The 26669-nt window shown below is 72.4% G+C and carries 22 protein-coding genes and 1 riboswitch; of the genes, 11 read left to right on the forward strand and 11 right to left on the reverse strand.

The genetic code is table 11. From position 1 onward, the window contains the following. The first annotated feature begins 49 nt into the window (after positions 1-49). From F4556_RS05345 to F4556_RS05355, 3 genes are all read left to right on the forward strand, one after another. Entirely contained in the window at positions 50-2293 is a 2244-nt protein-coding gene (locus tag F4556_RS05345) for a terpene synthase family protein (protein ID WP_184912021.1), read from the forward strand. 404 nt (positions 2294-2697) lie between these two features. After that, positions 2698-3177 carry a hypothetical protein gene (locus tag F4556_RS05350; protein ID WP_184912023.1) on the forward strand — a complete coding sequence of 160 codons (480 nt, stop codon included), beginning with the start codon at positions 2698-2700 and terminating at the stop codon, positions 3175-3177. Between the two features lie 42 nt (positions 3178-3219). Further along, positions 3220-3981, forward strand: a complete 762-nt coding sequence (locus F4556_RS05355; RefSeq protein WP_184912025.1) for a bestrophin-like domain — start codon at positions 3220-3222, stop codon at positions 3979-3981. A gap of 52 nt (positions 3982-4033) precedes the next feature. Here F4556_RS05355 and F4556_RS05360 read toward each other — a convergent pair whose 3' ends face one another. Further along, the gene (locus F4556_RS05360; RefSeq protein ID WP_184912026.1) at positions 4034-4456 is read right to left on the reverse strand and encodes a hypothetical protein; all 423 of its coding nucleotides are present in this window, start codon (positions 4454-4456) and stop codon (positions 4034-4036) included. Positions 4457-4558: 102 nt separating this feature from the next. Between F4556_RS05360 and F4556_RS05365 the strand changes: the two genes are divergently transcribed. Continuing rightward, positions 4559-4900, forward strand: a complete 342-nt coding sequence (locus tag F4556_RS05365; protein WP_184912028.1) for a DUF5713 family protein — start codon at positions 4559-4561, stop codon at positions 4898-4900. Positions 4901-5027: 127 nt separating this feature from the next. Here F4556_RS05365 and F4556_RS05370 read toward each other — a convergent pair whose 3' ends face one another. Next, positions 5028-6248 (reverse strand): RNA-guided endonuclease InsQ/TnpB family protein, encoded by a 1221-nt coding sequence (locus F4556_RS05370; protein ID WP_184912030.1) that lies wholly within the window; start codon positions 6246-6248, stop codon positions 5028-5030. Positions 6249-6407: 159 nt separating this feature from the next. On the opposite strand from F4556_RS05370, the gene F4556_RS05375 reads away from it, so the two are divergent. The 3 genes from F4556_RS05375 to cobM all read left to right on the forward strand — a co-directional run bounded on the left by F4556_RS05375 (position 6408) and on the right by cobM (position 9130). After that, positions 6408-7019, forward strand: a complete 612-nt coding sequence (locus tag F4556_RS05375) for an SAM-dependent methyltransferase (protein WP_184912032.1) — start codon at positions 6408-6410, stop codon at positions 7017-7019. A 105-nt stretch (positions 7020-7124) separates the two neighbouring features. Beyond that, positions 7125-8378: a precorrin-6y C5,15-methyltransferase (decarboxylating) subunit CbiE gene (gene cbiE, locus F4556_RS05380; RefSeq protein ID WP_184912034.1), complete on the forward strand. Its 1254-nt coding sequence runs from the start codon at positions 7125-7127 to the stop codon at positions 8376-8378. Further along, entirely contained in the window at positions 8375-9130 is a 756-nt protein-coding gene (cobM, locus tag F4556_RS05385) for a precorrin-4 C(11)-methyltransferase (protein WP_184912036.1), read from the forward strand. Before cbiE ends, cobM begins: the two co-directional genes overlap by 4 nt. A 173-nt stretch (positions 9131-9303) precedes the next feature. Here the strand turns inward: cobM and F4556_RS05390 are convergent, their stop codons facing one another. Beyond that, positions 9304-9900: a cytochrome b/b6 domain-containing protein gene (locus F4556_RS05390; RefSeq protein ID WP_246510972.1), complete on the reverse strand. Its 597-nt coding sequence runs from the start codon at positions 9898-9900 to the stop codon at positions 9304-9306. Beyond that, entirely contained in the window at positions 9884-10630 is a 747-nt protein-coding gene (locus F4556_RS05395; RefSeq protein WP_376775777.1) for a molybdopterin-dependent oxidoreductase, read from the reverse strand. Before F4556_RS05395 ends, F4556_RS05390 begins: the two co-directional genes overlap by 17 nt. Before the next feature lie 166 nt (positions 10631-10796). Here F4556_RS05395 and F4556_RS05400 point away from each other — a divergent pair, with 166 nt between their 5' ends. Then, positions 10797-12083, forward strand: coding sequence for a cytochrome P450 (locus tag F4556_RS05400; RefSeq protein WP_184924316.1), 1287 nt, complete (start codon positions 10797-10799; stop codon positions 12081-12083). Here the strand turns inward: F4556_RS05400 and F4556_RS05405 are convergent. Continuing rightward, positions 12064-12483, reverse strand: a complete 420-nt coding sequence (locus F4556_RS05405; protein WP_184912040.1) for a VOC family protein — start codon at positions 12481-12483, stop codon at positions 12064-12066. The genes F4556_RS05400 and F4556_RS05405 overlap by 20 nt on opposite strands. 24 nt (positions 12484-12507) lie before the next feature. Further along, entirely contained in the window at positions 12508-13644 is a 1137-nt protein-coding gene (locus F4556_RS05410; RefSeq protein WP_184912042.1) for a cobalt-precorrin-5B (C(1))-methyltransferase, read from the reverse strand. Positions 13645-13664: 20 nt separating this feature from the next. Here F4556_RS05410 and F4556_RS05415 point away from each other — a divergent pair, with 20 nt between their 5' ends. Continuing rightward, a complete protein-coding gene (locus tag F4556_RS05415) occupies positions 13665-14414 on the forward strand; it encodes a cobalt-precorrin-6A reductase (protein WP_184912044.1) in 750 nt (249 codons plus the stop codon). On the opposite strand, the gene F4556_RS05420 is transcribed toward F4556_RS05415, so the two are convergent. The 4 genes from F4556_RS05420 to F4556_RS05435 all read right to left on the reverse strand — a co-directional run bounded on the left by F4556_RS05420 (position 14385) and on the right by F4556_RS05435 (position 18723). Then, a complete protein-coding gene (locus F4556_RS05420) occupies positions 14385-15281 on the reverse strand; it encodes a S41 family peptidase (RefSeq protein ID WP_184912045.1) in 897 nt (298 codons plus the stop codon). The genes F4556_RS05415 and F4556_RS05420 overlap by 30 nt on opposite strands. A 111-nt stretch (positions 15282-15392) precedes the next feature. Then, positions 15393-16901, reverse strand: a complete 1509-nt coding sequence (locus tag F4556_RS05425) for a precorrin-2 C(20)-methyltransferase (protein ID WP_184912047.1) — start codon at positions 16899-16901, stop codon at positions 15393-15395. Beyond that, positions 16898-17524 carry a precorrin-8X methylmutase gene (locus F4556_RS05430; RefSeq protein WP_184912048.1) on the reverse strand — a complete coding sequence of 209 codons (627 nt, stop codon included), beginning with the start codon at positions 17522-17524 and terminating at the stop codon, positions 16898-16900. The genes F4556_RS05425 and F4556_RS05430 overlap by 4 nt, the downstream gene beginning before the upstream one ends. Next, positions 17521-18723, reverse strand: a complete 1203-nt coding sequence (locus F4556_RS05435; protein WP_246510973.1) for a ferredoxin-like domain-containing protein — start codon at positions 18721-18723, stop codon at positions 17521-17523. The genes F4556_RS05430 and F4556_RS05435 overlap by 4 nt, the downstream gene beginning before the upstream one ends. Before the next feature lie 300 nt (positions 18724-19023). Further along, positions 19024-19094: riboswitch (cobalamin riboswitch) on the forward strand. Between the two features lie 114 nt (positions 19095-19208). On the opposite strand from F4556_RS05435, the gene cobN reads away from it, so the two are divergent. Together cobN and F4556_RS05445 are read left to right on the forward strand one after the other, a co-directional pair. Continuing rightward, positions 19209-22820: a cobaltochelatase subunit CobN gene (cobN, locus tag F4556_RS05440; protein ID WP_184912051.1), complete on the forward strand. Its 3612-nt coding sequence runs from the start codon at positions 19209-19211 to the stop codon at positions 22818-22820. 251 nt (positions 22821-23071) lie between these two features. Continuing rightward, positions 23072-25264, forward strand: coding sequence for a hypothetical protein (locus tag F4556_RS05445; protein WP_184912053.1), 2193 nt, complete (start codon positions 23072-23074; stop codon positions 25262-25264). A gap of 70 nt (positions 25265-25334) precedes the next feature. Here F4556_RS05445 and F4556_RS05450 read toward each other — a convergent pair whose 3' ends face one another. Further along, positions 25335-26669: a glycoside hydrolase family 18 protein gene (locus F4556_RS05450; protein WP_184912055.1), complete on the reverse strand. Its 1335-nt coding sequence runs from the start codon at positions 26667-26669 to the stop codon at positions 25335-25337.

The raw sequence follows: 26669 nt of genomic DNA on the forward strand, positions 1-26669 counted from the left end.
GCCGCCCGACGCCATGTCAGGGGAGACCCACGAAAGGCTTGGCACACCGATGGCGCCGCAACCCTTCCAACTGCCGGACTTCTACATGCCGTACCCGGCCCGGCTGAACCCCCACCTGGAGAGCGCCCGCGAGCACTCCAAGGCCTGGGCCCGGGAGATGGTGATGATCGAGGGCTCCGGGATCTGGGACGAGGACGACTTCGACCGGCACGACTACGCGCTGCTCTGCTCCTACACCCACCCGGACTGTGACGCAGCCGAGTTGGCGCTGATCACCGACTGGTACGTCTGGGTTTTCTTCTTCGACGACCACTTCCTGGACATCTTCAAGCGCAGCGGCGACCTGGTCGGCGGCAAGGCGTACCTGGACCGGCTGCCCGCCTACATGCCCCTGGACGACAGCCGGGGCTACCCGGAGCCGACCAACGCGGTCGAGGCCGGGCTGGCCGACCTGTGGGCCCGGTCCGTGCCGGCCATGTCGATGGACTGGCGGAAACGTTTCGCGGTGGCCACCAAGGCACTGCTGGACGAGTCGATGTGGGAACTCGCCAACATCAACGAGGGTCGGATCTCCAACCCGATCGAGTACCTCGCGATGCGCCGCAAGGTCGGCGGCGCACCGTGGTCGGCCGGTCTGGTGGAGCACGCGGCGGGCGCCGAGGTACCGGCCGTGATCGCCGCCAGCCGTCCGATGGAGGTGCTGCGGGACTCCTTCTCGGACGGGGTGCACCTGCGCAACGACCTGTTCTCGTACCAGCGCGAGGTCGAGGTCGAGGGCGAACTCTCCAACGGCATCCTGGTGTTGGAGAAGTTCCTGAACTGCTCGACCCAGGAGGCCGCCGAGCGGGTGAACGACCTGCTGACCTCCCGGCTCCAGCAGTTCGAGCACACCGCGCTGACCGAGGTGCCGATGCTGCTGGCCGAGCACGGGCTGGACGCCAGGGCGGCCGCCGACGTGTTCGCGTACGTCAAGGGGCTGCAGGACTGGCAGTCCGGCGGCCACGAGTGGCACCTGCGCTCCAGCCGGTACATGAACGAGTCGGCCGGCGCCGGCGCCCCGCTGCCCGGCTTCCTGAGCGGCCCGTCCGGGCTCGGCACCTCGGCTGCCCGGCTGTTCGGCTCGGTCGCCCGGACCATGCCCGCCCGGCTGCGCAGCTTCACCAGGACCCCGTTCGAGCAGGTCGGCCCGACCGAACTGCCGGACTTCTACATGCCGTTCAGCAACGCCCTGAGCCCGCACCTGGACCGTTCCAGGGAGCACGTGGTCGAGTGGGCGCACCGGATGGGCCTGCTGGACCTGGTCCCGGGGGTGCCGGGCTCCGGCCTGTGGACCGAGGAGAAACTGCGCGCGTACGACTTCGCGCTCTGCTCGGCCGGCATCCACCCGGACGCCACCCTGGAGCAACTGGACCTCACCACCGCCTGGCTGACCTGGGGCACCTGGGGCGACGACCTCTACCCACTGGTCTACGGCCGCACCGGGGACATCCTCGGCGCCAAGCACCTGCACAACCGGATGCTGGACCTGATGCCGGTCGAGGGGGCCTCCGCGATCACTCCGCTGCACCCGATCGAGGTCTCGCTGGACGACCTGTGGCGGCGTACGGCGGGCCCGATGCCGGTCGAGTCCCGCCGTAGCTTCCGGGACGCGGTCGAACAGATGCTGGAGAGCTGGCTCTGGGAGCTGGCGAACCAGATCCAGAACCACATCCCGGACCCGGTGGACTACATCGAGATGCGCCGGAAGACCTTCGGCTCGGACCTCACCAGGGCGCTGGCCCGGCTGTCCCGGGGCCACAGCATCCCGGCGGAGGTGTTCGCCTCCACCCCGATCGTCGAACTGGAGGCGGCGGCGGCCGACTACTCCACGATGATGAACGACGTCTTCTCCTACCAGAAGGAGATCCAGTTCGAGGGCGAGCTGCACAACGCGATCCTGGTGGTGCAGAACTTCCTCGACTGCGACCGGCACCAGGCACTGGACATCGTCAGCGACCTGATGACCAGTCGGATGAAGCAGTTCGAGCACCTCACCGAGATCGAACTCCCGGCACTCCTCGACGAGTTCGGACTCGACGGGCAGGCCAGGCGGGAGCTGGAGGGCTACGTCCAGGAGATCCGGCACTGGATGTACGGAATCCTGGTCTGGCACGCCGAGTGCGACCGCTACAACGAGGCCGCGCTGCTGCGGCACTTCGCCCCGACCACCACTCCGATCCGGCAGCCGCTCGGCGGCCCGACCGGGCTGGGCACGTCGGCCGCCCGAGTGCTGGAGCTGATCGGCGGCAGCTGATCATGAACCGGGGGTCCGGGTGTACGCACCCGGGCCCTTTCGGCACACCGTCCCCTTCGCACATTCATCACACTGGCTGACGATCGGTTAGCCCTTTCGAGGTATTCAGTGTCCAACTGGAGAACCTATCCACCCGGTCGCTCGGTGATCTTCCACGTGAGCGACAACTCCCCTTCGACAGCGCGCCGATGGCTCTGGCGAGCTGTCACGGTCGCGGGTGCGACCGCGCTCTGCTCCGTCCTGGCCGGGGCCGCTCCCAGCGCACCCCAGGACCACGGGCACCCGCCCGGCAACGGCTACGGGTGGTGCGCACACGTCGAGTTGGGCCTCGCACCGGTCTCGGTCGAGGTCACCGCCGAGTTCGACCTCGGCCAGGGGCATGGTCACGACCACTGCCCCTGCCCGTGGCCCTGGCCCTGGCCGCCGCACCACTCGTGCCCGCCGAAGCCGACACCAACGCCGACCCCCACTCCCACCCCGAAGCCCTCGCCCAAGCCGACCCCGCCGCCGTCACCGACCCCGCCGCCTCCTCCGCCGCCCGCCTCCCCCAAACCGCCGACGCCGCCGCGTCCGACGCCGACCCCGACGCCGCCCCGCGCGGTCGTACCGCCCCCGGTGGCCAAGCCGACACCAACGCCGACGCCCACACCGACGCCGACCGTGACACCGCCACGCCCCCTGCCCGCACCTGCCGTAACGTTCCGCCGCCCGGCCCCCGTCGCGGCCGTCGATCCGCCCAAGCGGACCTCCATGCCGCCGACCAGGACCGTCCTGCTGGTGACCGTCCCGGCCGTCCTCGCCGCCGGGGCCCTGCGGCCCCGCGGACGCTCGTCCGGCGGTGGCCGTGGCCGCTCCTGAACTCCCGTTCCCGGCACGTCCCCTGAACGAACCCCACCATCCCCGGAACACCGAATTGGAGCTCTCTCATGTCTGAGTGGGTGGCACTCCTCATCGCCATGGCCGCGGTCTGCGCCGTGGTGCTGGCGGTCGTCGTACTGCGACAACGTCGAGTCGGTGAGGACGACGACCCGTCGGAGACGCCGGACGTCATCGAGTACATGACCATGATGATCGGCGTGGTCTACGCGATCGTCCTCGGCCTCGCCATCGCCGGCGTCTGGGAGGCGATGGGATCGGCCCAGGCCGACACCCTGCGCGAGGCCCAGTCCCTGCACGAGGTGAGCGCCCGCGCCGAGGTGCTCCCGCCCGACTTCCGCGACAAGGTCCGCAGCCAGGTCGACGCCTACGTCTCGTACGTGGTCAACACCGAGTGGGACTACATGGAGCAGCACGAGGAAATCTCCTCCGAGGGCACCGAGTTGCTCGCCCAGCTGCGCCGCACGGTGACCGAACGGGCCCCGGAGAACGAGCTCGAGAACCAGGCCTACCAGCCCATGGTCGAACGCATCGCCACCGCCGACGAGGCCCGCAACTCCCGCGGCCAGAGCGTCGGTCCGACCATGCCGGGCGTGGTCTGGTTCGGCCTGGTGACCGGCGCCGCGGTCACCGTCGGCATGCTCTTCGCCCTCCAGATCCGCCGCTCCGCCCGCGAGTTGCTGCTCGCCGCCGCCTTCTCCGCCCTGATCGGCTTCCTGCTCTTCCTGATCTGGGACTTCGACAACCCCTTCGGCCGAGGCATCTCGGTCACCGCCCAGCCCTTCATCGACCTCTTCCCCGGCCTCAGTTGACCGGTACGAGGTCAGGGCCCCGGCGGGACGTCCCGCCGGGGCCCTGCTGCGTTCACAGGAAGCGCCACCAGTCGTCCTGCCCGCGCGCCCAGGGGTCCGGGCGCACCCGGTCCAGGTAGATCCGGTCCACCGCGCCCACCCCGGACCGGAGTTCACGGGCGGCCCGCAGGGGCATCGCACGGATGGCCTGCTCGATCAGCGTCCGGTCGGCGAGGTCGTCCTCCTCGCAGCACGGGCAGCGCAACTGCTCCCGGCGGTCGAACGGCTCGTGCTCGCGGCGTCCCCGGACGAAGCGTTCCCAGCCCTCGACCGCGGCCGCGATGCCACCGGGACGGTCACGCGCGAGCTCGAACGCGGCGACCGCCCGCTGGGCGGCCCCCGACAGGCCGGGCACCACCCGGCGCGGATTGCGGTCGTAGGGGCGAGGCCCCCGGGGGAGGCCCGCGCGGACGCGGGCGGGCGGCTTACGCGCCATGGGCCTTTCGTCGGCTGTTCATGTCGGCATTCTGCCCGCCGATCCCGCCCGCAGGCCACCGAATTGCCGGGCGGTGTCGGTGCGGTGGTGCAGGATGCCGCCATGACGATCACCAACCAGCAGGTGGCTGAAATCCCGTTCCTGCGCGGGCTCTACAAGGACGACTACTACCCGGACCACGTCGTCGACCAGGGGAAGGCGATCCTGCTGCGGCTGTGCGAGCGGATCGAGGCCGAGCAGCCGGCGGACCTGCCGGCGCTGTACCTGCTCACCGCGGCCGCGACCGAGGAGTTCAACGCGCTGGAGGCCGTGTTCGAGGCCGCAGGCAGCGAGATCGAGACGGTGGCCCGAGAGGAGATCGCCGAGGGCTTCTGGTTCGTGGCCAAAGCCTACGGGTTCACCGACGCGGACGTGGAGAAGCTGATCTCCGGCCGGGACTGGTGACGCGTTGCCGATCCGGCAACGATCTTTGGCCCGGGGCGGCCGTCGGGCGGAGCATCGTCGGGTAGGCACCCGACGGACGGAGAGCACCTGTTGACTTCCTCCTCCTCGTAAACGAGGGGGATTCCCCTCAGCCTCGCGACTGAGCCGCTGCGCGTGTGCGCTGCGGTGGGACTACTTCCTGCTTCACCGACGACTGCCCGCCCGGAGTGCTCCGTTGAGGTCTTACACCGTCTCCACAGGCTGTCACCGCCAGTCCGGCGGCCAGAATGTTGCGGGCTGCATTCACGTCCCGGTCGTGGGTCGTTCCGCAGCTGCACGTCCACTCACGGACGTTGAGCGGCATCTTTGCCCGGATGGTGCCGCAGGTCGAGCACAGCTTGGACGAGGGGAACCAGCGGTCGACAACAACCAGCTCCCGTTCGTACCAACCGGCCTTGTACTCCAGCATGGACCGCATCTCGGTCCAGGACGCGTCCGAGATTGCTCGGGACAGCTTCCTACTCTTGAGCATGTTGCGGACGGCCAGGTCCTCGATCACGAGCGTTTGGTTTTCGCGCACGAGTCGAGTGGTGAGCTTGTGCAGGAAGTCCCTGCGCCGGTCGGCTATCCGGGCATGGATCTTCGCAGCCTTGATGCGGGCCTTCGCCTGGTTACTGCTGCTCTTGGCCTTGCGGGACAGTTCCCGCTGCGCCTTGGCCAGGCGCTCGCGGTCCTTGCGCTCATGCCTCGGGTTGGTGATCTTCTCCCCAGTGGAGAGCGTCACCAGGCTGGTGATTCCCGCGTCGATCCCCACGGCCTTGTTGGGCGCCTCGGGCATGGTCGGCCGGTCGTCACACAGCATGGAGACGAACCAGCGACCGGCCGCATCCTGCGACACGGTCACCGTGGACGGCCGAGTGTCATCGGGCAGCGATCGGGACCACACGATGGCCAGCGGCTCCGCCATCTTCGCCAAAGTCAGCTGTCCATTGCGGAACCTGAACGCCGAGCTGGTGTACTCGGCGGACTTCCGAGACCTCTTCCGGGACTTGAACGTGGGGTACTTCGCCCGCTTCTGCCAGAAGTTGGTGAATGCCCCCTGCAAGTGCCGCAGCGTCTGCTGCAACGGAACTGACGACACCTCGGACAGGTACGCAAGCTCCTCGGTCTTCTTCCACACCGTCAACATCGCGCTGGTGGCGTTGTAGTTGACCCTCTCCTGACGCAGCGTCCACGCCTCCGTACGGGCCTGCAACGCCATGTTGTAGACCTTCCGCACACACCCGAACGTGCGCGACAGCTCAGCCGCCTGCGCATCACTCGGATAGAAGCGGTACTTGAACGCCCGCCTCACATGGGTGGTCACCATGGGTCACAAGCTAACACCTATTTGTGACAACTCGATGGTCAGTCACCCACCGAGATGCGCTGGATCGCCCTGACTGCGATCCAGTTCTCCCCGACCCGCTACGCGGGAATTTCGTTTCCCCACCCGGCTGACGCCGGGGGTATCCACGAAAGGATCCAGATGACCACCGAACAGTTCTGGGACGAGCGCTACGGTCAGAGCGACCGGATCTGGAGCGGCGACCCCAACGCCGCCCTGATCCGCGAGACCGCCGGCCTCACCCCCGGCACCGTGCTGGAGCTGGGCTGCGGCGAGGGCGCCGACGCGATCTGGCTGGCCGCCCAGGGCTGGCGGGTCACCGCCTCCGACGTCTCCCGGGTCGCCCTGGCCCGGGCCGCCGAACACGCCGCGGCCGAGGGCGTCGGCGACCGGATCGACTGGCAGCGGCACGACCTCGCCGCCACCTTCCCGGCCGGCCACTACGACCTGGTCACCGCCAGCTTCCTCTACTCCCCCGACCTCCCCCGGACCGAGATCCTCCGCACCGCCGCCGCAGCCGTCACCCCCGGCGGCACCCTCCTGATCATCGGCCACGGCCCCTGGCCCGACTGGCACCAGGGCCCGCACCCCGACATCGAACTCCCCACCCCCCAGCAGGTCCTCACCGACCTGGACCTCCCCACCTGGACCGTCCTCACCTGCGAGGAGTACGAACGCACCCAGACCGGCCCCGCCGGCCAACCCGCCGTCCGGATCGACAACACCCTCAAACTCCACCGCCCCACCGACTGAGACACCGGCTGAGACACCGGAGGCACCGGCGGGTGCCTCCACCGGGCCCGGGTAGGCTGCCGGGTGCCCCGTCCGACCTGCGTGTTCCCTGCCGAGGTGTCCGTGTTGAGCAGTGCCCCGCCCGTTCTGCCGCCCGGGCCGCCGATCGTGGTGGCCGGGATCGGTGCCGACGGCTGGGCCGGGCTCGGCGAGGGGGCCAGGGCGGCGCTGCGGGCGGCCGGAGTGGTGCTGGGCGGGCCGCGCCAACTCGAGCTGCTGCCCGCCGAGGTGACGGCGGTCCGGATCGCCTGGCCCACACCGCTGCGGCCCGCCGTCCCCGGGCTGCTGGCCGAGTACGCGGGGCGCGGCCTGGCGGTGCTGGCCAGCGGTGACCCGATGTTCTTCGGGATCGGCCGGGCCCTCGCCGAGGTCGCGGGGCCCGAGCGGCTGAACGTCCTGCCGCACCCCTCCTCCCTCTCGTACGCCTGCGCCCGGCTGGGCTGGCCGCTGGAGTCCACCGAGGTGGTCAGTCTGGTCGGCCGCCCGCTGGAGACGCTGAACCTCGCGCTGCACCCCGGCCGTCGCGTCCTGGTGCTGAGCGCGGACGCCAGCACCCCCGCCGCCGTCGCCGAACTGCTGACCCGTCAGGGCTGGGGCGCGACCCGGCTCCGGGTGCTCGAACAGCTCGGCGGCCCGGACGAGCACCAGCTGGCCGGCACCGCCGCCGACTGGCCGCACCCGCCCGGCGACCCGCTCAACGTGATCGCCCTCGACTGCGCGGCGGACGGCCCGCGCGGCTCGGTGGTGCCCGGCCTGCCCGACGACGCGTACGAGTCGGACGGTCAGCTGACCAAGCGTCACGTCCGGGCCGCCACCCTGGCCACCCTCGCCCCGGCCCCCGGCGAACTGCTCTGGGACATCGGCGGCGGCTCCGGCTCGATCGCGATCGAGTGGCTGCGCGCGCACCGGGACTGCCAGGCCGTCAGCGTCGAACGCTCCCCCGTCCGGGCCGAGCGGATCGCCCGCAACGCGGCCACCCTCGGCGTCCCCCGGCTGCGGGTGGTGACCGGCCCGGCGCCCGCCGCCCTGGCCGGCCTGCCGACCCCCGACGCGATCTTCGTCGGCGGCGGCCTCACCGCCCCCGGCCTGCTGGACGCCTGCTGGGCGGCACTCCCGCCCGGCGGACGGCTGGTCGCCAACACCGTGACGCTGGAGTCCGAGGCGCTGCTCACCGAGTGGTACCGGCGACACGGCGGCGACCTGCTCCGGCTGGCGGTGGCACACGCCGTCCCGGTCGGCGGCTTCACCGGCTGGCGCCAGGCAATGCCGGTCACCCAGTGGTCGGTGGTCAAGGAAACCGAGAGGACCAACACGGCATGACCGTCTACTTCATCGGCGCGGGCCCCGGCGCCGCCGACCTGATCACCCTGCGCGGCCAGCGCCGGATCGCCGCCAGCCCGGTCTGCCTGTACGCGGGCAGCCTGGTCCCGCGCGAGCTGCTCGCCGAGTGCCCGCCCGGCGCCCGCCTGATCGACACCGCCGACCTGAACCTCGATCAGATCGTCGCCGAACTGGTCCGCGCCCACCAGGCCGGCCAGGACGTGGCCCGGCTGCACTCCGGCGACCCGTCCGTGTTCAGCGCGGTCGCCGAGCAGATGCGACGCCTCGACGCGGCGGGCGTCCCGTACGAGGTGATCCCCGGCGTACCCGCCTTCGCCGCCGCCGCGGCCGCGCTCAAGCGCGAGCTGACCGTCCCGACGGTGGGTCAGACCGTCATCCTCACCCGGGTCTCCCGCCAGGCCACCCCGATGCCCGAGGGCGAGGACCTGGCCACCCTCGGCCGCAGCGGCGCCCTGCTGGTACTGCACCTGGCGACCCGCTACGTGGAGAGCGTGGTCGAGGAGCTGCTCCCGCACTACGGCGCCGACTGCCCCGCCGCCGTCGTCGCGATGGCCAGCCGCCCCGACGAACTGGTCCTGCGCGGCACCCTCGGCGACATCGCCGCCCAGGTCAAGGAGGCGGGCGTCCTGCGCACCGCCGTCATCCTGGTCGGCCGTACCCTGGGCGCCTCCCAGTTCCGCGACAGCCACCTCTACTCGGCCGACCGCAACCGCGACCACACCTGCGACTGAGCAGACGGTCCGGAAGACAGGGGCTCGGGGAACTGCGACGCCAGCCTCGTAAAAGGTGATCCGTGCGTAGGTGGGCAGGCACTTTCGCAGTGACCCGCACGCCAGATCTCCTCGCAGTTCCCCGAGCCCCTGGATAGTGCAACCGAGCACCCTGCAAAAGGCACAGCCCGAGATCAGTGCCAGTCCGGGTGCTCCCGCGTCGCCCAGTCCCGGTCCACGCTCCCGGTACGCATACCCCGCCGCGCCTCCGGATCCTTGACCGCCAGCCAGACGTGCCCGGCGACCGCGATCGCCACGCCCACCGCGAGCCAGTCGTGGACGAAGGTGGCGCCGGTCCGCCAGAGCAGCGGGGCGAGGTGGGTGAACCACATCAGCAGCCCGGTGCCGAGCATCACCAGCACGGCGCCCGCCGTCCAGGCGGCGTACAGCTTCTGGCCCGCGTTGAACTTGCCCGCCGGGCGGCGGTACGAGCGTCGCCGGACCGCCCGCAGCCAGTCCCGGTCGACTGCCGAGAAGCGGTTCAACCGCCGAAGGTCGGCGCGCAGCGCCCGGGAGGCCAGCCCGAGCAGCAGCGGCACCGGCAGCAGCAGTCCCGACCACTCGTGCACCAGCACCACCAGCCTTCGGCGGCCGACCAGTTGGGACAGCGGCGGGTAGTACAGGAAGGCCGCCGTCACCAGACAGCTCAGCATCAGCGCGGCGGTCACCCGGTGCACCCACCGCTCGGCGGGACTGAACCGCGGGACCCGGGTCTCAGACGGTGGGGGCATCGTCACGTCCGTTCGACTTCCCCACCCAGGCATCGACGTCATATCCCAGGTGCTCCCAGTAGCCGGGCTCCACCGCGGAGGTCACGGTGATCCCCGACAGCCACTTCGCGGACTTGTAGAAGTACATCGGCGCCACATACAGCCGCACCGGGCCCCCGTGCTCGTGGCTGACCGGGGCGTCCTGCATCCGCAGCGCCACCAGCACGTCGTCCCGGCGGGCCTGATCGAGCGTCAGGCTCTCGCTGTACGCCCCGTCGAAGCAGCTGAACCGGACCGCCGTAGCACCGGGCCGGACCCCGGCGGCGTCCAGCAGATCCGCCAGCCTGACCCCCTCGAACGGGGTAGCGGGCACCCGCCAGCCGGTCACGCACTGCACGTCGCGGACGATCCGGCGCTGCGGCAGCGCCTGCAGCTCGGGCAGCCGGTAGCTCGCCGGACGGTCCACCAGGCCGTCCACGGTCAGGGTGTAGTCGGCGGCCGTCCTGGGCGTCACCGAGCTGACCACCGAGTAGTACCGGAAGCCGCCGCCCCCGGGCAGCAGGCCGGCCAGCCCGGTCGGGTCCTTGCTGGTCACGGCCTCCACCCCGCGCTGCAGGTACGGCCCGGCCGCGACCCCGGCCACGCCGAGCCCGAGCATGGCGAGCACCACCCGCCGCCCGACCGGCGCACCCGATGTCCCACCGTCATCCGTCACACCCCGATTCGACCAGTTCCGGAGCCCCCTGGCCAGAGCCGACCGCCGAACGTCAGACTCTCGTCATCTCTCACCCAACCACCGCGACCGTCCCGACCGGGGCGGACTGTCACCGAACACACCCGCTCGCGTACAGTCCGTGCTGCCGAAGATCCCTCAGCGAGCAACCGGGAGGCGCACCGTGGCCATCGACACCACTTCCATGCCGGTCCCCGAGCTGGACGCAACCGTGGTCGAGCAGTGGCACGCCGAGGGCGCCGACCTGATCGACCTGCTGGCCCAGGCCCGGGCGCGGCTCGGCGGCGTGGCAGCCGTACGGCTCGCCCCAGGGGCCACCGGGTCGCCCACCGTACTGGTCACCGATCCGGGAGCCGTCCAGCACGTCCTGGCCCAGCACCCGGACCGGTACGTCAAGCGCTCGCACCGCGCCCGGGTACTGGTCGGCGACGGCGTCCTGTCCGCCACCGGTGAGGCGTGGAAGCGCCAACGGCGGCTGCTGCAGTCCCAGTTCACCGGCACCGGGATGCGCCGCTACGAGCAGCGGATCACGGCGGCGGCCCGCACCATCGCCGAGCGCTGGGCCGAATACGCCCGCACCGGTGAGCGCTTCGACCTGGGTGAGGAGATGCGCCGCTTCGCCCTGGACACCATCTGGCGCTCGCTCACCGGACACCCCGTCGACGCCACCACCGAGCGCGAACTGGCCGCCGTCGCCCGGGTGGTGGCCGCGCTCCCGACCCTGCCGGCCGGGGCGGTGGCCGCCCAGCAAGCGGTGGCGGCCGACTCGGCGGTGATCGACGCCGTCGCCCGGCACGCCATCGAGGCCGCGCGACAGGGCCCGGCCGGGCCCGAGGGGCCGGGGTTGCTGCACGTCCTGCTCGACGCCGCCGCCGAACGGCCGGAGTACACCGACCGGTTGATCCGCGACGAGCTGGTCACCCAGTTGGTGGCCGGGCACGAGACCACCGCCTCCACGCTGACCTGGCTCCACCTGCTCCTCGACCGCCACCCCACCGCCCGGGAACAGGCGCTGGCCGCCGGCCCCGAGGGCTCCCCCGAACGCCGGGACGCCGTCCGGGCGTTGGTGCACGAGACGCTCCGGCTCTACCCGTCCGCCTGGATCCTGCCCCGGCACGCGCTCCAGGAGGACACCCTGGCCGGCTACCGGATCGAGGCGGGCACCGACCTCCTGGTCTGCCCCTACCTCACCCACCGGGATCCCGAACTCTGGCCGGAGCCCGAGCAGTTCGACCCGACCAGGTTCACCACCCCGGGCCGCCGTCCCAGCCACCTCGGCGCCTACCTGCCCTTCGGCCTCGGCCCCCGGGCCTGCCTCGGCACGCAGTTCGCCCTCCGCGAGTCGACCACCCTGCTGGAGCACCTGCTGCCCGCGCACACCCCGCTCTTCCACTCGCTCCCCACCGGGGCCGCGTACAGCATCACCGTCCGCCCGGACGGCCCGACCCCGGTCACCCTGGCCCGCGGCTAGCGCCAGCCTGCTCACGCAGCGCCAGCCACTCCTGAAGTTCGATCAGATTCCCCTCCGGGTCCGCCAGGTGGGCGACCCGGAGCCGGTCACCCATCGGGCCCGGGCCCCGGACGAACGCCGCTCCCCGCGAGCTGAGTTCGGTGTGAGCGGCGTCCAGGTCGTCCACCCGCAGCACCACCAGCGCGCGGTGTCCCACCGGTTCCCCCGCCAACCGCTCCAGCACGTCGGCCATTTGCGCCCGGTCCTGCAGCGCGATCGAGGCGTGTCCGGTGTCGGGGCTGAGCTTGGCGTACGGGCCGTTCTCGGCCTCGAACTGCGGCCTGAGCCCGAGCACGTCCCGGTAGAAGCGGTAGACGGTGGGGAAGTCGGACACCAACAGGCGGATCTGGGTGAGTTCCATACCGCCTTTCTAGCCCAGTCGCGCTCAGGCCCGCCCGACGATCGCCCCGGCCCGGTCGATGCAGATCACGTCCACCGCGACCGGCGCGCCGCGCAGCACGTCGAGCGCGGTGGCCCGAGCGCCCGCCGCGACCAGGTCACCGAGCGGCACACCAGCCGCCGAGCAGAGCTGGATCGCCTCCAGCGCGGTGTTCGCCGCCGCCACGGCCGCCGTGAGCTCCACGGACGCGCCGCCCTGCCGGGCCAGCGAGGCGAGGTAGCCCTTGTCGACCTGGGAGCGGGCCGAGTGCAGGTCGAGGTGACCGGCGGCGAGCTTGGAGAGCTTGGCGAAGCCGCCCGCGATGGTGAGCCGGTCGACCGGGTGGCGCTTGACGTACTTGAGCACGGCGCCCGCGAAGTCGCCCATGTCGAGCAGGGCGTCCTCCGGCAGGCCGTGCACCGCGACGGCGACCTTCTCCGAGGTGGAGCCGGTGCACCCGGCGACGTGGGTACGACCGGCCGCCCGGGCCACGTCCACGCCGCGCCGGATGCTGTCGATCCAGGCCGAGCAGGAGTAAGGCACCACGATGCCGGTGGTCCCGAGGATGGAGAGGCCGCCGAGGATGCCGAGCCGGGGGTTCCAGGTGGAGCGGGCGATCTCCTCACCGTGGTCGACCGAGATCTCCACCACCACATCACCGGCGCCGCCGTGCCGGCCGGCCACCTCGGCGATGTGATCGCGCATCAGCTGACGGGGCACCGGGTTGATCGCGGGCTCGCCGACCGGGATCGGCAGCCCGGCCTTGGTGACCGTACCGACGCCGGGGCCGGCCCGGAAGACCACGCCGCTGCCGGGCGGGCCGAGCCGTACGGTGGAGCGGATCAGGGCCCCATGCGTGACGTCCGGATCGTCCCCGGCATCCTTGACCACACCGGCCATCGCCCGGCCGTCGGCGAGCAGCTCGGCGGCCAGCGCGAAGGCGGGCTGCTGGCCCTTGGGCAGGGTGATGGTCACCGGGTCGGGGAACTCGCCGGTCAGCAGGGCGGTGTAGGCCGCCGTGGTGGCGGCGGTCGCGCAGGCACCGGTCGTCCAGCCGTGCCGCAGGCCGCTGCTCTTCAGCTGCCCGGCCCGGCCTCCCGGCGTCCCGCCGGCCACCTGACCTCCCGTAGTCTCACCAGCCACGTACGTCCCCTGGAGTTCCGTTGCACATCCTGATCCTCGGCGGCACCACCGAAGCCCGCGAACTGGCCGCCGCGCTGGCTGCTGCCACACTGGCCGAACGTACCGGGCCGCGCGTGACCAGCTCGCTCGCCGGGCGGGTGGCGCAGCCCCGGCTGCCGGCCGGGGAGGTGCGGGTGGGCGGCTTCGGCGGACCGGCCGGACTGGCGGCGTGGCTGCGGGCCGAGGGGGTGGACGCGGTCATCGATGCCACTCATCCCTTCGCCGGCACCATCAGTCGGAACGCGGCCGAGGCGGCCGCCGAGGTCCATGTTCCCCTGTTGGCCCTGCGTCGTCCCAGTTGGGTGCCGGTTCCCGGGGATCGCTGGCACCCGGTCGGCTCCCTGGACGAGGCGGCCGCGCTGCTTCCGACGCTCGGCAGCCGGATCTTCCTGACCACCGGACGCCAGGGGCTGGCCGCCTTCGCCGCCCTCGACGGCCTGTTCTTCCTGGCCCGCTCGGTGGACGCGCCCGAGCCGCCGATGCCCGCGCACACCGAGGTGCTGCTCGACCGGGGCCCGTTCACCCTGGACGGCGAGCGGGCGGTGCTGCGCGAGCACCGGATCGACGTCCTGGTCACCAAGGACAGCGGCGGCGCGGCCACCGCCCCCAAGCTCACCGCCGCCCGCGAACTGGGCCTGCCGGTCGTGGTGGTCCGCCGCCCGGAACCGCCGGCGGGCGTGCCGACGGTTCCGGACGTTCCGTCAGCCCTGGGCTGGCTCGCGCAGCTGTGAGAGCGCCGTCTCCAGCGCCTGCTCGGCCGGCACCGCGATCTCCGGGACGACGCCGACGCCCTCCCAGTTGGTCTTGGTGATCGGGTTGATCGAGCGGGCGGTCGGTACGGTCACCGTGATGTGCGGGGTGAGCGCGAACCGGTCGGTCGGGTGGGCGCCGCCCCGGGTGGTCTCGCCGATCAGCGTGGCGCGCTTCAGCGCCTGCAGGTTGTAGGCCAGCTCCTCGCCGCCGGAGAAGGTGAAGGCGGCGGTCAGCACGGTCACCGGGCGCCCCAGGTAGCGCGGCGCGGGCAGGTGCGGGTAGGTCCAGAACTGCCGGGTGGAGTCGGTCTCCCGGTCGTAGATGTCGTTCAGGTGCACCTCGTCGTCGGCGAAGAAGAAGCTGCACCAAAGCGCGACGCCGTTCGGCGAGCCGCCCCGGCAGGTCCGCAGGTCGATCACCAGGCCGTCGGTGTGCGTGACCAGCTGCATGGCGGCGCCGATCGCCTGGTACCCGGCGTCGGCGTCCGGGATGAACCGCAGGTCGAGGTAGCCGATGTTGCCGTCGAGGTGCTCGACCTTGTGGATCCCGAAGTTGCCCTTGCGGTAGTGCTCCGCCCAGCGCTCCTTCTCCTCCTCCGGCGAGTCCTCCTCCTCGACCGGCACCGCCTCGTCGCTCCACATCAGCCGCAGGTGCTTGTCCGGGCAGACCTCCTGCAGATGCTCCGACACGGCCGCACACAGCTCGGGCCCGGCCAACCCGTCGTACTCACCCTTCGCTGCCCGCCCGCGCAGCGCCTCCTCGATCCCGGCGGTCAGCTCGGGAAAGACGTACCGGTCGTGGATCTTGGTCAGGGCGGCGTCGAGAATCTCGTTGTTTGAAGTCACGGGCGCGAATCGTACGGACTGCCATCTCGCCTGACGAACCATTAACCGTCACAGTCGCACTCCCCCGGTAGCCCGGGGCCGCGCCCGCACGGCGCGGCCCCGGACTCCGCGTCAGGCCTCCGGGTAGCGCCTCGGCGTCCAGACCACCTCGGTGCCGTTGTCCCGCTGCACCGCCTGGGTCTGCGAGGAGCCGATCAGCAGGATGGTCCGCATGTCGACCTCGGCCGGGTCCAGCTCGCCGAGCCGGACGGTGCGGACCCGCTCGGTCGGGCCGCCGACGTCGCGGGCCAGCACCACCGGGGTGTCGGCGGCGCGGTGCTCCAGCAGCAGGTCACGGGCCAGTCCGACCTGGGTGGTGCGGGACTGCGAGCCGGGGTTGTAGAGGGCGAGCACCAGGTCCGCGACAGCCGCCGCGCGCAGTCGGGCCGCCACCACCTCCCAGGGCTTGAGCCGGTCGGAGAGCGAGACCACCGCGTAGTCGTGGCCGAGCGGGGCGCCGGCCCGGGAGGCGGCGGCGTGCGCGGCCGTCATGCCGGGGATGATCCGCACCGGCACCGAGCGGTACGGGTCGGCGCAGGCCGCCTCCAGCACCGCGGTGGCCATCGCGAAGACGCCCGGGTCGCCGGAGGAGACCACCGCGACCTTTCGGCCCCGCCGGGCCAGGTCGAGGGCGAACTCGGCGCGCTCGGCCTCCACCTTGTTGTCCGAGCCGTGCCGCTGCTGCCCAGCCCGGACCGGCACCCGGTCGATGTACGTGGTGTAGCCCACCAGGTCGGTGGCGGCGGCGAGTTCACCGCGTGCCTCGGGGGTGAGCCAGAGCGGTCCGGCCGGACCGGTACCGATCACCACCACCTCACCGGGGCCGTCGTAGACCGGCGCCGAGGCACCGGCCGCGACCCGGCTGGGCAGCACGGCCACCGAGAAGTACGGCACGCTCGAAGGGTCCACCTCCGCCAGCGGCGCGGTGCGCTCGCCCGGCATGGTGGCCCGCTCGACGTACTGCGCCTCCGCCAGCCGGCCCGAACGCTCCAGCGCCCGCCGCACGGTGGGGAAGGTCCGGCCGAGCTTCATCACCACGGCCGAGTCGGCCGAGGCCAGACGGGCCGTCAGCTCCTCCTCCGGCAGCGTGCCGGGCAGGATGGTGAGCACCTCCTCGGCCTCCACCAGCGCCTTGCCGAGCCGGGCGGCGGCGGCGCTGACCGAGGTCACGCCGGGCACCACCTCGGTCGGGTAACGGTGCGCCAGCCGCTTGTGCATGTGCTGGTACGAGCCGTAGAACAGCGGATCGCCCTCGGCCAGCACCACCACGGTGCGGCCCGCGTCCAGGTGCGCGGCCAGCCGCTCGGCGGCCTGCTCGTAGAACTCGTCCAGCGCGCCCCGGTAACCGCCGGGGTGGTCGGTGGTCTCAACCGTGATCGGGTAGACCAGCTTCTCCTCGATCACGCCCTCACGGAAGTACGGCGCCGCGATCGAGCGGGCGATCGACCGGCCGTGCCGGGCGCTGTGGTACGCCACCACGTCGGCCTCGCCGATCAGCCGCGCGCTCTTGACGGTCACCAGCTCCGGGTCGCCGGGGCCGAGCCCGACGCCGTACAGCAGACCGGTCGTACGCTCCGTCATTCTTCCTCGCTCGCAATCGCGTTGATCGCCGCGGCCGCTATCGCGCTGCCGCCACGACGGCCCCGCACCACCAGGTGCTCCAGGCCGGACGGGTGCGCGGCCAGCGCCTCCTTGGACTCGGCCGCGCCGATGAAGCCGACCGGGACACCGATCACGGCGGCCGGGCGGGGGGCGCCCGCCTCGATCATCTCCAGCAGCCGGAACAGCGAGGTCGGCGCGTTGCCGACGGCCACCACCGCGCCCTCCAGGTGCGGCAGCCAGAGCTCCATCGCGGCGGCGCTGCGGGTGTTGCCCATCTCCTTGGCCAGCCCGGGCACCGAGGGGTCGGAGAGCGTGCAGATCACCTGGTTGTCGGCGGGCAGCCGCTTGCGGGTGACCCCGCTGGCGACCATCGACACGTCGCACAGGATCGGCGCCCCGGCCCGCAGCGCGGCCCGCGCGTCGGCGACCACCTGCGGCGAGTACAGCACGTCCCGCACCAGGTCGGTCATGCCGCAGGCGTGGATCATCCGCACCACGACCTGCGAGACGTCGGCCGGCAGGTGGGCCAGCTCGGCCTCGGCCCGAATGGTGGCAAAGGACTCGCGGTAGATGGCCGCGCCGTCCTTCTCGTACTCGATCACGTGGTCCTCCGGGCCTCGGCTACCGCCTCGGCCATCTGCTCCGTTGTCAGGTCCTGCGAAGTCTGTCCGTCACGGCGCTGTCCGTCACTGTGGTGCACCGTCACCCGGTAGCCCTGCCCGGTGGCCAGCACGTCCACCCACTCGCCCGCCGGGTGCCCGCAGCGCCGTTCACAGCCGGACCAGTGCACCGGCAGGCCGGGTACGCCGCGCGTCAGCGCCCGCGCCGCGTCCGCCCGTACGTCGGCGAGCGACTTGGCGCAGCCCGGCGCCCCGGTGCAGGCGGTGGCCCGCTCCCAGGCGGTGCCCGGCGTGGTCAGCAGCCCGTCCGGGGCGGGGCCTGTGGCGCCGGGGAGCACCACGCTGCGCCAGGGGGTGATCCGCAGCTCGGGTGCGGCGGCGGCCAGTTGCCGCCACTGAGCGGCCGTCACCCGGCCGAACCGGGTGCCGACCACAAGGCCGCCGGGGAAGGCCCCGAGCGGAGGCGGAGTGCCGGGGGCCGCGGGCAGCGTTTCGGCACCGGGATCGAGCAGCTCGGGGGCGTCCCGGACGAACCAGGCCTTGGTTCCGCCGAGCACGGCGAGGAACTCCTCGGCGGCGGCGAGCGCGGCCGACGCCTCGTCACCCGGCGCCACCCGACGGGCGGTGGTGGCCCGGCCGAGCCGCAGCAGGGCGCCGCCGCCGGGCGTTGCGATCAATGTCACATCGGCGTCCAGCGCAGCGACGTCACCACGTCCGTCGTCCAGCGCGAACAGGAAAAGTCCGGCCAATCCGGCCGCGAGCGGGCTCGCACACAGCAGCTCGTCCAGCTCCCGCACCCAGGCCCCGACGTCGGCGTGCCCGGCACCGTCCAGCCCGCTGAGCGGGGAGGCGACGATGTTGCGGACCCGCTCGTGGCTCTCCGACGGCAGCAGCCCGGCGGCCCGCAGCGCGGAGCCCAGCTCGGCGCCCGAATCGGCGGGCAGGCCGCGCAGTTGGACGTTGCCGCGCGAGGTCAGCTCCAGCGCGCCGTCGCCCAGCCGCTCGGCCAGTTCGGCCAGCACCGTCGCCTGACGGTCCGTCAGCAACCCGCCGGGCAGCCGGACCCGGGCCAGGGCGCCGTCGTCGGCCGTATGCAGACGGAGCGCCCCCGGGCAGGCGTCACCGCGCGCCCGGTCGGACGGACCGGGGCGTGGTTCGGCAGCGGCAGGCGTGGGTGGCATGGCGGCGAGCATACCGACGATCAGGCGGTTTGCCGGTGTCCGGTGCATCACGTGGTCCTGGTCCCTTCCGCTTCGGCACCCCGTACGATGCTCACCGGACGGGCCTCACGGCCCGGCCATGCCAGCGACGGCATAAGGGGGGCCGCGCGGGTCAGGCTGGATAAGCCTGCGGCGTTGGGGTGCGTGCCTCGGCGGTGCGGAGGAGGGAGTCCATGCGGAGCATCGGCGACCGACGACAAACCGGCGAGGTGCGTGCCCCGGCGTCGCAGGCCCAGCCTGACCCGTGCGGCCCCCCGCCAGGAGGAAACCGGTGCGAACCCGGTGCGGTCCCGCCACTGTGACCACGGCTCAGCCGTGGGAGCCAGGAACTCCTGCCGTCCTCACACTGCCCGGGGCGCGGACCTCGAGGAAGGCTTCACCATGCGCTGTTCCTCGCGGTTCCTGCCTCCGTCCCGGGGCGTCGTCACGGCCGGGAGGGCCTCCGCATGATCCTGCTCCTCTCCACCTCCGACACCGACCTGCTGAGCGCTCGCGCCGCGGCCGGTCCGGTCCCGTACCGGCTGGGCAACCCGGCCCGGCTCGGCGTCGAGGACCTGCCCGAACTGCTGGACGGCACCGACCTGGTGGTGGTCCGCCTGCTCGGCGGCCGCCGGGCCTGGCAGGAGGGCCTGGACGCGCTGCTCGCCGGGCCGCGCCCGGTCATCGTGCTGACGGGTGAACAGGCCCCGGACGCCCAGCTGATGGAGCTCTCCACCGTCCCGGCCGGCCTGGCCGCCGAGGCGCACGCCTACCTCGCGCACGGCGGCCCGGCCAACCTGGCCGAGCTCGGCGCCTTCCTCTCCGACACCGTGCTGCTCACCGGCCACGGCTTCGAGCCGCCCGCCTCCGCCCCCGCCTGGGGTCCGCTGGAGCGTCAGGCCGCCGAGAACGACGGCCCGCTGGTCACGGTGCTCTACTACCGCGCCCACCACATGAGCGGGAACACCGCCTTCGTCGAGACGCTCTGCCGGGCGATCGAGGACCAGGGCGCCCGCGCCCGGGCCTTCTACTGCGCCTCGCTGCGCGGCGCCGAGCCGGAGCTGCTGGCCGAGCTGGGCCAGGCCGACGCGCTGGTCACCACCGTGCTGGCCGCGGGCGGCACCCGCCCGGCCGACGCGCAGGCCGGTGGCGACGAGGAGGCCTGGGACGCCGGCGCGCTGGCCGCGCTGGACCGCCCGATCCTGCAGGCGCTCTGCCTGACCTGGTCCCGCGCCCAGTGGGAGGCCAGCGACGACGGCCTGTCCCCGCTGGACACCGCCACCCAGATCGCGGTGCCGGAGTTCGACGGCCGGCTGATCACCGTCCCGTTCTCCTTCAAGGAGCTGGACGCGGACGGCCTGACCGTCTACGCCGCCGACCCCGAGCGCTCCGCCCGGGTCGCGGGCATCGCGGTCAAGCACGCCCGGCTGCGCCATGTCCCGGCCGCCGAGCGGCGGTTGGCGCTGGTGCTGTCCGCGTACCCGACCAAGCACGCCCGGGTCGGCAACGCGGTCGGCCTGGACACCCCCGCGAGCGCGATGCGCCTGCTGGCCCGGCTGCGGGCCGAGGGCATGGACATCGGCACCGCCGTCCCCGGCCTGGACCTCGACACCGAGGACGGCCACGAGGGCGACGCGCTGATCCACGCCCTGATCGCGGCCGGCGGCTACGACCAGGACTGGCTGACGGAGGACCAGCTCGCCCGCAACCCGGTCCGGATCCCGGCCGCCGACTACCGCCGCTGGTACGCCGACCTCCCCGAGGGCCTCCGCAGCAAGGTCGAGGAGCACTGGGGCCCGGCCCCCGGCGAGCTGTACGTGGACCGCTCGCAGAACCCGGACGGCGACATCGTGCTGGCCGGTATCCGCTCCGGCAACCTGCTCGTCCTGATCCAGCCGCCGCGCGGCTTCGGCGAGAACCCGGTCGCGATCTACCACGACCCGGACCTCCCGCCGAGCCACCACTACCTGGCCGCCTACCGCTGGATCGAGGCCGCGCAGGCCGACGGCGGCTTCGGCGCCCACGCCGTGGTCCACCTCGGCAAGCACGGCAACCTGGAGTGGCTGCCCGGCAAGACCGCCGCGCTGTCCGCCGAGTGCGGCCCGGACGCGGTCCTCGGTGACCTCCCGCTGGTCTACCCGTTCCTGGTGAACGACCCGGGCGAGGGCACCCAGGCCAAGCGCCGCGCGCACGCCACCCTGGTCGACCACCTGGTGCCGCCGATGGCCCGGGCCGACAGCTACGGCGACATCGCCCGGCTCGAGCAGCTGCTCGACGAGCACTCCAACATCGCCGCGATGGACCCGGCCAAGCTGCCCGCGATCCGGGCGCAGATCTGGACCCTGATCCAGGCCGCCAAGCTGGACCACGACCTCGGTCTGGAGGAGCGCCCCGAGGACGACGGCTTCGACGACTTCCTGCTGCACGTCGACGGCTGGCTGTGCGAGATCAAGGACGCCCAGATCCGGGACGGCCTGCACGTGCTCGGCCAGGCCCCGGCCGGGGTGGACCGGGTCAACATCGTGCTGGCCATCCTGCGGGCCCGGCAGATCTGGGGCGGCGTCAGCGCGCTGCCCGGCCTGCGCGAGGCGCTCGGCCTGGACGAGGCCGCGCTCACCCTGGGCGCCACCGACGCGGCCGAGGCGCAGGCCCGGGCGCTGGTCGAGGCGATGGAGGCCGAGGACTGGGCCCCGTCCGCCGTCGAGAAGGTCGCGGCCGGGCACCCGGACGCGGTCCGCGAGGTGCTCGACTTCGCCGCCCGCGAGGTGGTCCCCCGGCTCTCCGCCACCACCGACGAGCTGGACGCCGTGCTGCACGCGCTGGGCGGCGGCTTCGTCCCGGCCGGTCCGTCGGGTTCGCCGCTGCGCGGTCTGGTGAACGTGCTGCCGACCGGCCGCAACTTCTACTCGGTCGACCCCAAGGCCGTCCCCTCCAAGCTCGCCTGGGAGACCGGTCAGGCCCTCGCGCAGTCCCTCGTGGACCGCTACCAGGCCGACAACGACGGCCAGTTCCCGCCCTCGGTCGGTCTCTCGCTCTGGGGCACCAGCGCGATGCGGACCGCCGGTGACGACATCGCCGAGGCCTTCGCCCTGCTCGGCGTCCGCCCGGTCTGGGACGACGCCTCCCGCCGGGTCACCGGCCTGGAGGCCATCCCGCTCGCCGAGCTGGGCCGCCCCCGGATCGACGTCACCCTCCGGATCTCCGGCTTCTTCCGGGACGCCTTCCCGCACGTGGTCGCGCTGCTCGACGACGCCGTCCGGCTGGCGGCCCGTCAGGAGGAGACCGAGTCGGACAACTTCGTCCGCGCCCACGTCCAGGCCGACCTGGCCGAGCACGGCGACGAGCGCCGGGCCACCACCCGGATCTTCGGCTCCCGCCCGGGCACCTACGGCGCGGGCCTGCTCCAGCTGATCGACAGCCGGGACTGGCGCACCGACGCCGACCTGGCCGAGGTCTACACGGTCTGGGGCGGCTACGCCTACGGCCGCGAGCTGAACGGCCGCCCGGCCCGGGAGGAGATGGAGACCGCGTACAAGCGGATCACCGTCGCCGCCAAGAACACCGACACCCGCGAGCACGACATCGCCGACTCGGACGACTACTTCCAGTACCACGGCGGCATGGTGGCCACCGTCCGCGCTCTCACCGGCAAGGCCCCGACCGCCTACATCGGCGACTCGACCCGCCCCGAGACGGTCCGCACCCGCACCCTCACCGAGGAGGCGGCCCGGGTCTTCCGCGCCCGGGTGGTCAACCCGCGCTGGATGGAGGCGATGCGCCGCCACGGCTACAAGGGCGCCTTCGAGATGGCCGCCACCGTCGACTACCTGTTCGGCTACGACGCCACCACCGGCGTGGTCGCCGACTGGATGTACGAGAAGCTCACCCAGGAGTACGTGCTCGACCCGACCAACCGCGAGTTCCTCAGCGGCGCCAACCCCTGGGCCCTGCACGGCATCAGCGAGCGCCTGCTCGAAGCCGCCGACCGCGGCCTCTGGGCCGAGCCCGACCCGGCCCTGATCGACGCCCTCCGCACCGCCTTCCTGGAGACCGAGGGCGACCTCGAAGGCGACAGCTGACCCACACCGCACGACCCGACGCCCGTCCCGCACCCCTGCGGGGCGGGCGTCCGTCGTATTTCCCTCGGCAATCCCCCCACCCCGGACAATGGGGAAACGGAATTCCGTTCCCCCACCCGGGAACTGACAGGGTTTCATACGAAGGATCAACAGGTGCACGTCAGCCGGTGCCACGATCGCCGAGCCGCCGGACCCCGGTGGCCCGGCCCGGCCTCCCGGCCCGCCGGTCTCCAGCGAAAACGGGGAACGTCATGCGCCTGCGTCGCACCGTCCTGACCGTCTTTTCCGCCCTGGCACTGCTGACCGCCGCCACGGGCACCGTCCCATCGGCAGCGGCGGCTCCCACCACCACTGTGACCGCGTCCACCGCCGCATCGGCCGAGACCGGTGGCGGGTACACCGCGACCAGGGTCCGCCTGCTGAGCGACGTCGAGGTGGAACCGGGTGCCGCGCTCTCGGTGCAGGTCTCCGGCGCCTCCGGACTGCCCGCCGGCCTCTCCACGGTGACGGTGAACGTGGCGGCCAAGGGCGGCGCCGACCTCGGCCGGGTGGTGGTCCACCCCTCCGGTGAGGTCGAGCCGGACACCGGTGCCGTCAGCTACGACAAGACGCACTACGCCGCCACCGCGCTGATCACCAAGGTCGGCACGGACGGGAAGATCAAGCTGATCAACCAGGGCACCGGCAAGGCCCGGATCTTCCTGGACGTGCACGGCTACACCCTCCAGCAGGGCGCGGGCCAGGGCCTGTCGTACGTCCCGCTGGCCCCGCAGCGGATCCTCACCCCGACCACCGTCGGCGCGGGCGGCAACCTCGAACTCAAGCCGCTCGGCCTCGGCGGTGTGCCCGCCACCGGCGTGCAGGCCGTGGCCCTCACGCTCACCGTGAAGAGCGCCGGCACCGGCACCATCCGGGTCTACCCCGCCGGTGAGGGCTGGCCCGCCGACGCGACCCTCGACTACGCCAAGGACGCCGTCCAGCAGAACTTCACCATCGCCAAGATCGGCACCAACGGCACGGTGAACATCCACAACCTCGCCTGGAACGGCGTCGAGGTCGCGGTGGACGTGGCCGGCTACTTCACCGACTCCACGGCCACCGCCCAGCGCTCCGGCCTCCACCCGGTCAACCCGGTCCGGATCGCGGAGAAGCTGGTCATCCCGGCCAACGGCGTGAAGACCGTCGACCCCCGGGGCGTCTCCGGCGTCCCGGTCCTGAACAGCACCGCCGTGGGCGCGAGCGTCACCGCCTTCGGCGCCGACGCCGCGGGCGCCGTCCAGGTCTACCCCTCCGGCGGAACGGCCCCGGCCGGAAGCACCGTCAACTACCTCCCGGGCATCGAGAACACCGGCTTCGCGCTGGCCAAGCTCGGCACCGACGGCAGGATCAGCCTGCGCAACACCGGCACCACCCCGGTCACCGTCTGGGTGGACGTGCACTCCTACGCCGAGCTGGTGGAGCGGGTCTTCCCCACGCCCGCCACGCCCGGCGAGGCGATCGAGAACATCACCGGCACCGCCGACCTGAGCACCGAGACCACCTCGGACGCGCAGTACATCGCCGTCACCTCGAAGACCGACGACTCCGGCACCACCACCGTCCAGATCCCCCGCGACCCGCAGCAGGGTGTCACCCTGACCACCGCCACCGGCGCCACCGCCACCTTCGGCCTCCCCGCCACCGGCACGGCCTCCCGCACCGCCGCGGGCACCGTCCTGTACAGCGGCACCAGCAGCAGCTACTCGGTCGGCGTCCAGCCCACCGCCGACGGCGGCTTCCGCACCTTCGCCCACCTCAACAGCTCTGCCGCGCCAACCAGTTACGCCTTCCCGGTCACCCTGCCCGCCGACACCCACCTGGCCGTGGACGAGCTCGACGGCAGCGCGCTGATCGTCCGGGAGCACGTCGGCGACACCGACCCGACCGTGCTGCTGGAGGAGATCGGCCGGATCCAGAAGCCCTGGGCCCGGGACGCGGCCGGCCGCACCTGGCCCACCAGTTACACCGTGCAGGACAACATCCTCACCCTGAACATCGACCTCACCCCGGTCACCGTCTCCGGCGCCACCGTCGCCCCGAGCTTCCCGGTGGTCGCCGACCCGGCCGTGCACCGCAACTGCGGGATCATCACCTGCTCCTGGTACTTCACCAAGGCCAGCACCCGCTGGATCAAGGACCAGTTCGACCGGAACGGCTGGACCGTCGCCACGGCCAGCGGCCTCATCTGCTCCCGGCTCGTGCACCCGGTCGCCATCGGCGCCTGCGGCATCGCGATCGCCTTCTACTACAACACCGCGATGAACAACACCCGGGACGCCTATAACCGGGGCGGCTGCCTGGTCGTCCGGGTGAACATCTTCTGGGGTGCCATCCCGGCCACCGCCTGGCGCACCGTCCGCTTCGACAACGTGCCGCTCAGCAACCGCTACTGCTACGCGAGCTGACCCGGCCGAACCGCGTGGGGGCGCCTGCCGGCCGGCAGGCGCCCCCACGGGGGTTTCAACTCACCGGCAGTCAGCGCCGGTTGAGCCCCTGATCGATGGCGGCGAACAGCTCGCCGTCCGCGGTGTCCCCGTCCAGTGCCCAGACCATCGCGCCGCCGAGGCCCTGGTAGCGGACGTAGGCGGCCTTGGTGCGCAGCACCGTCGGGTCGTCGTACGTCCACAGCGTGCTGCCGTCGAACAGCCAGGCGCTGCCGAAGTTGCGGTAGATCTTGTAGCTGCCGGAGTCGGCGAGCTTCTTCAGCGCCTTGTAGTCCTCGGTGCCCGCCACCCAGGTGGCCGGGGCCGGTCCGGTGGCCGGCTGGCCGAGGCCGTCGCCACCACCGGTGACGCCGGTCCAGCCCTGGCCGTAGAACGGCATGCCGACCACCAGCTTCCGCGCCGGGGCACCGCGGTGCAGCCAGGCGTTGACGGTCTGGTCGACGCTGAAGTCGTCGCGCTTGGCGAACAGCGCGGACTGCTGGGCGGTGGTCTTTTCACCGGAGACGTGGAAGTCGTAGCCCTGCAGGTTGACGAAGTCGAAGTCCTTGGTGATCTTGCTGACCTCGAATCCCGCGTCGATCTTCGCCGGGTTGGTGGGCGCGTAGGCGCTCAGGTCGAAGTGCTTCCACTGCGGCAGCGACTTGCCGTAGGCGTCCAGCTGGGTGCGGAACTCGTGCACCAGCTTGGTGAAGTTCTGCTTGTCCTCGGGGCGGATGCCGTTGCCGGGCGCACCCTCGGAGCCGGGCCACTCCCAGTCCAGGTCCACGCCGTCGAAGACCCCGGCGGCCGCGCCGGCCCCGCCCCGGGCGCCGTCCACCGGCAGGTTGCCCTTGAGGTAGACGTCGATGCAGGAGGCGACCAGCGCCTGGCGGGAGGCGGCGGTGCGCACCGAGTCGGAGAAGTGCGCCGATCCGCTCCAACCGCCCAGCGAGATCATGACCTTGAGGCCGGGGTTGGCGGCCTTCAGCTCACGCAGCTGGTTGAAGTTGCCCGCCAGCCGCTGCTCGGCGGTGTCGGCGACGCCGTCCACCGAGTTGGCCGCGTCGACCGGACGCACGTAGTCGGCCCACGGGTCGGCCCCGGGCACGTTGCCCACCAGGCACTTGCCGTCCGAACCGATCGCGCCGAACGCGTAGTTGATGTGGCTGAGCCTGGCCGCCGTGCCGCTCGTCGCCAGGTCCTTGACCTGGAAGTTCCGGCCGTAGATACCCCACTGGGTGAAGTAGCCGATCCGCTTGTAGGCGTGCGAACCGGCGTGCCCGCCCTCAGCCGGGGCCGCGACGGCGGCGGGCGCGAGCGAGACGAGCAGACCGAGGGCCGCGACGGCCGCGCCGACGGTCAGCTTGGTCGTGGATCTGTGAGGCAT

The organism is Kitasatospora gansuensis, assembly GCF_014203705.1.
In the GTDB taxonomy this organism is placed as follows: Bacteria; Actinomycetota; Actinomycetes; order Streptomycetales; family Streptomycetaceae; genus Kitasatospora; species Kitasatospora gansuensis.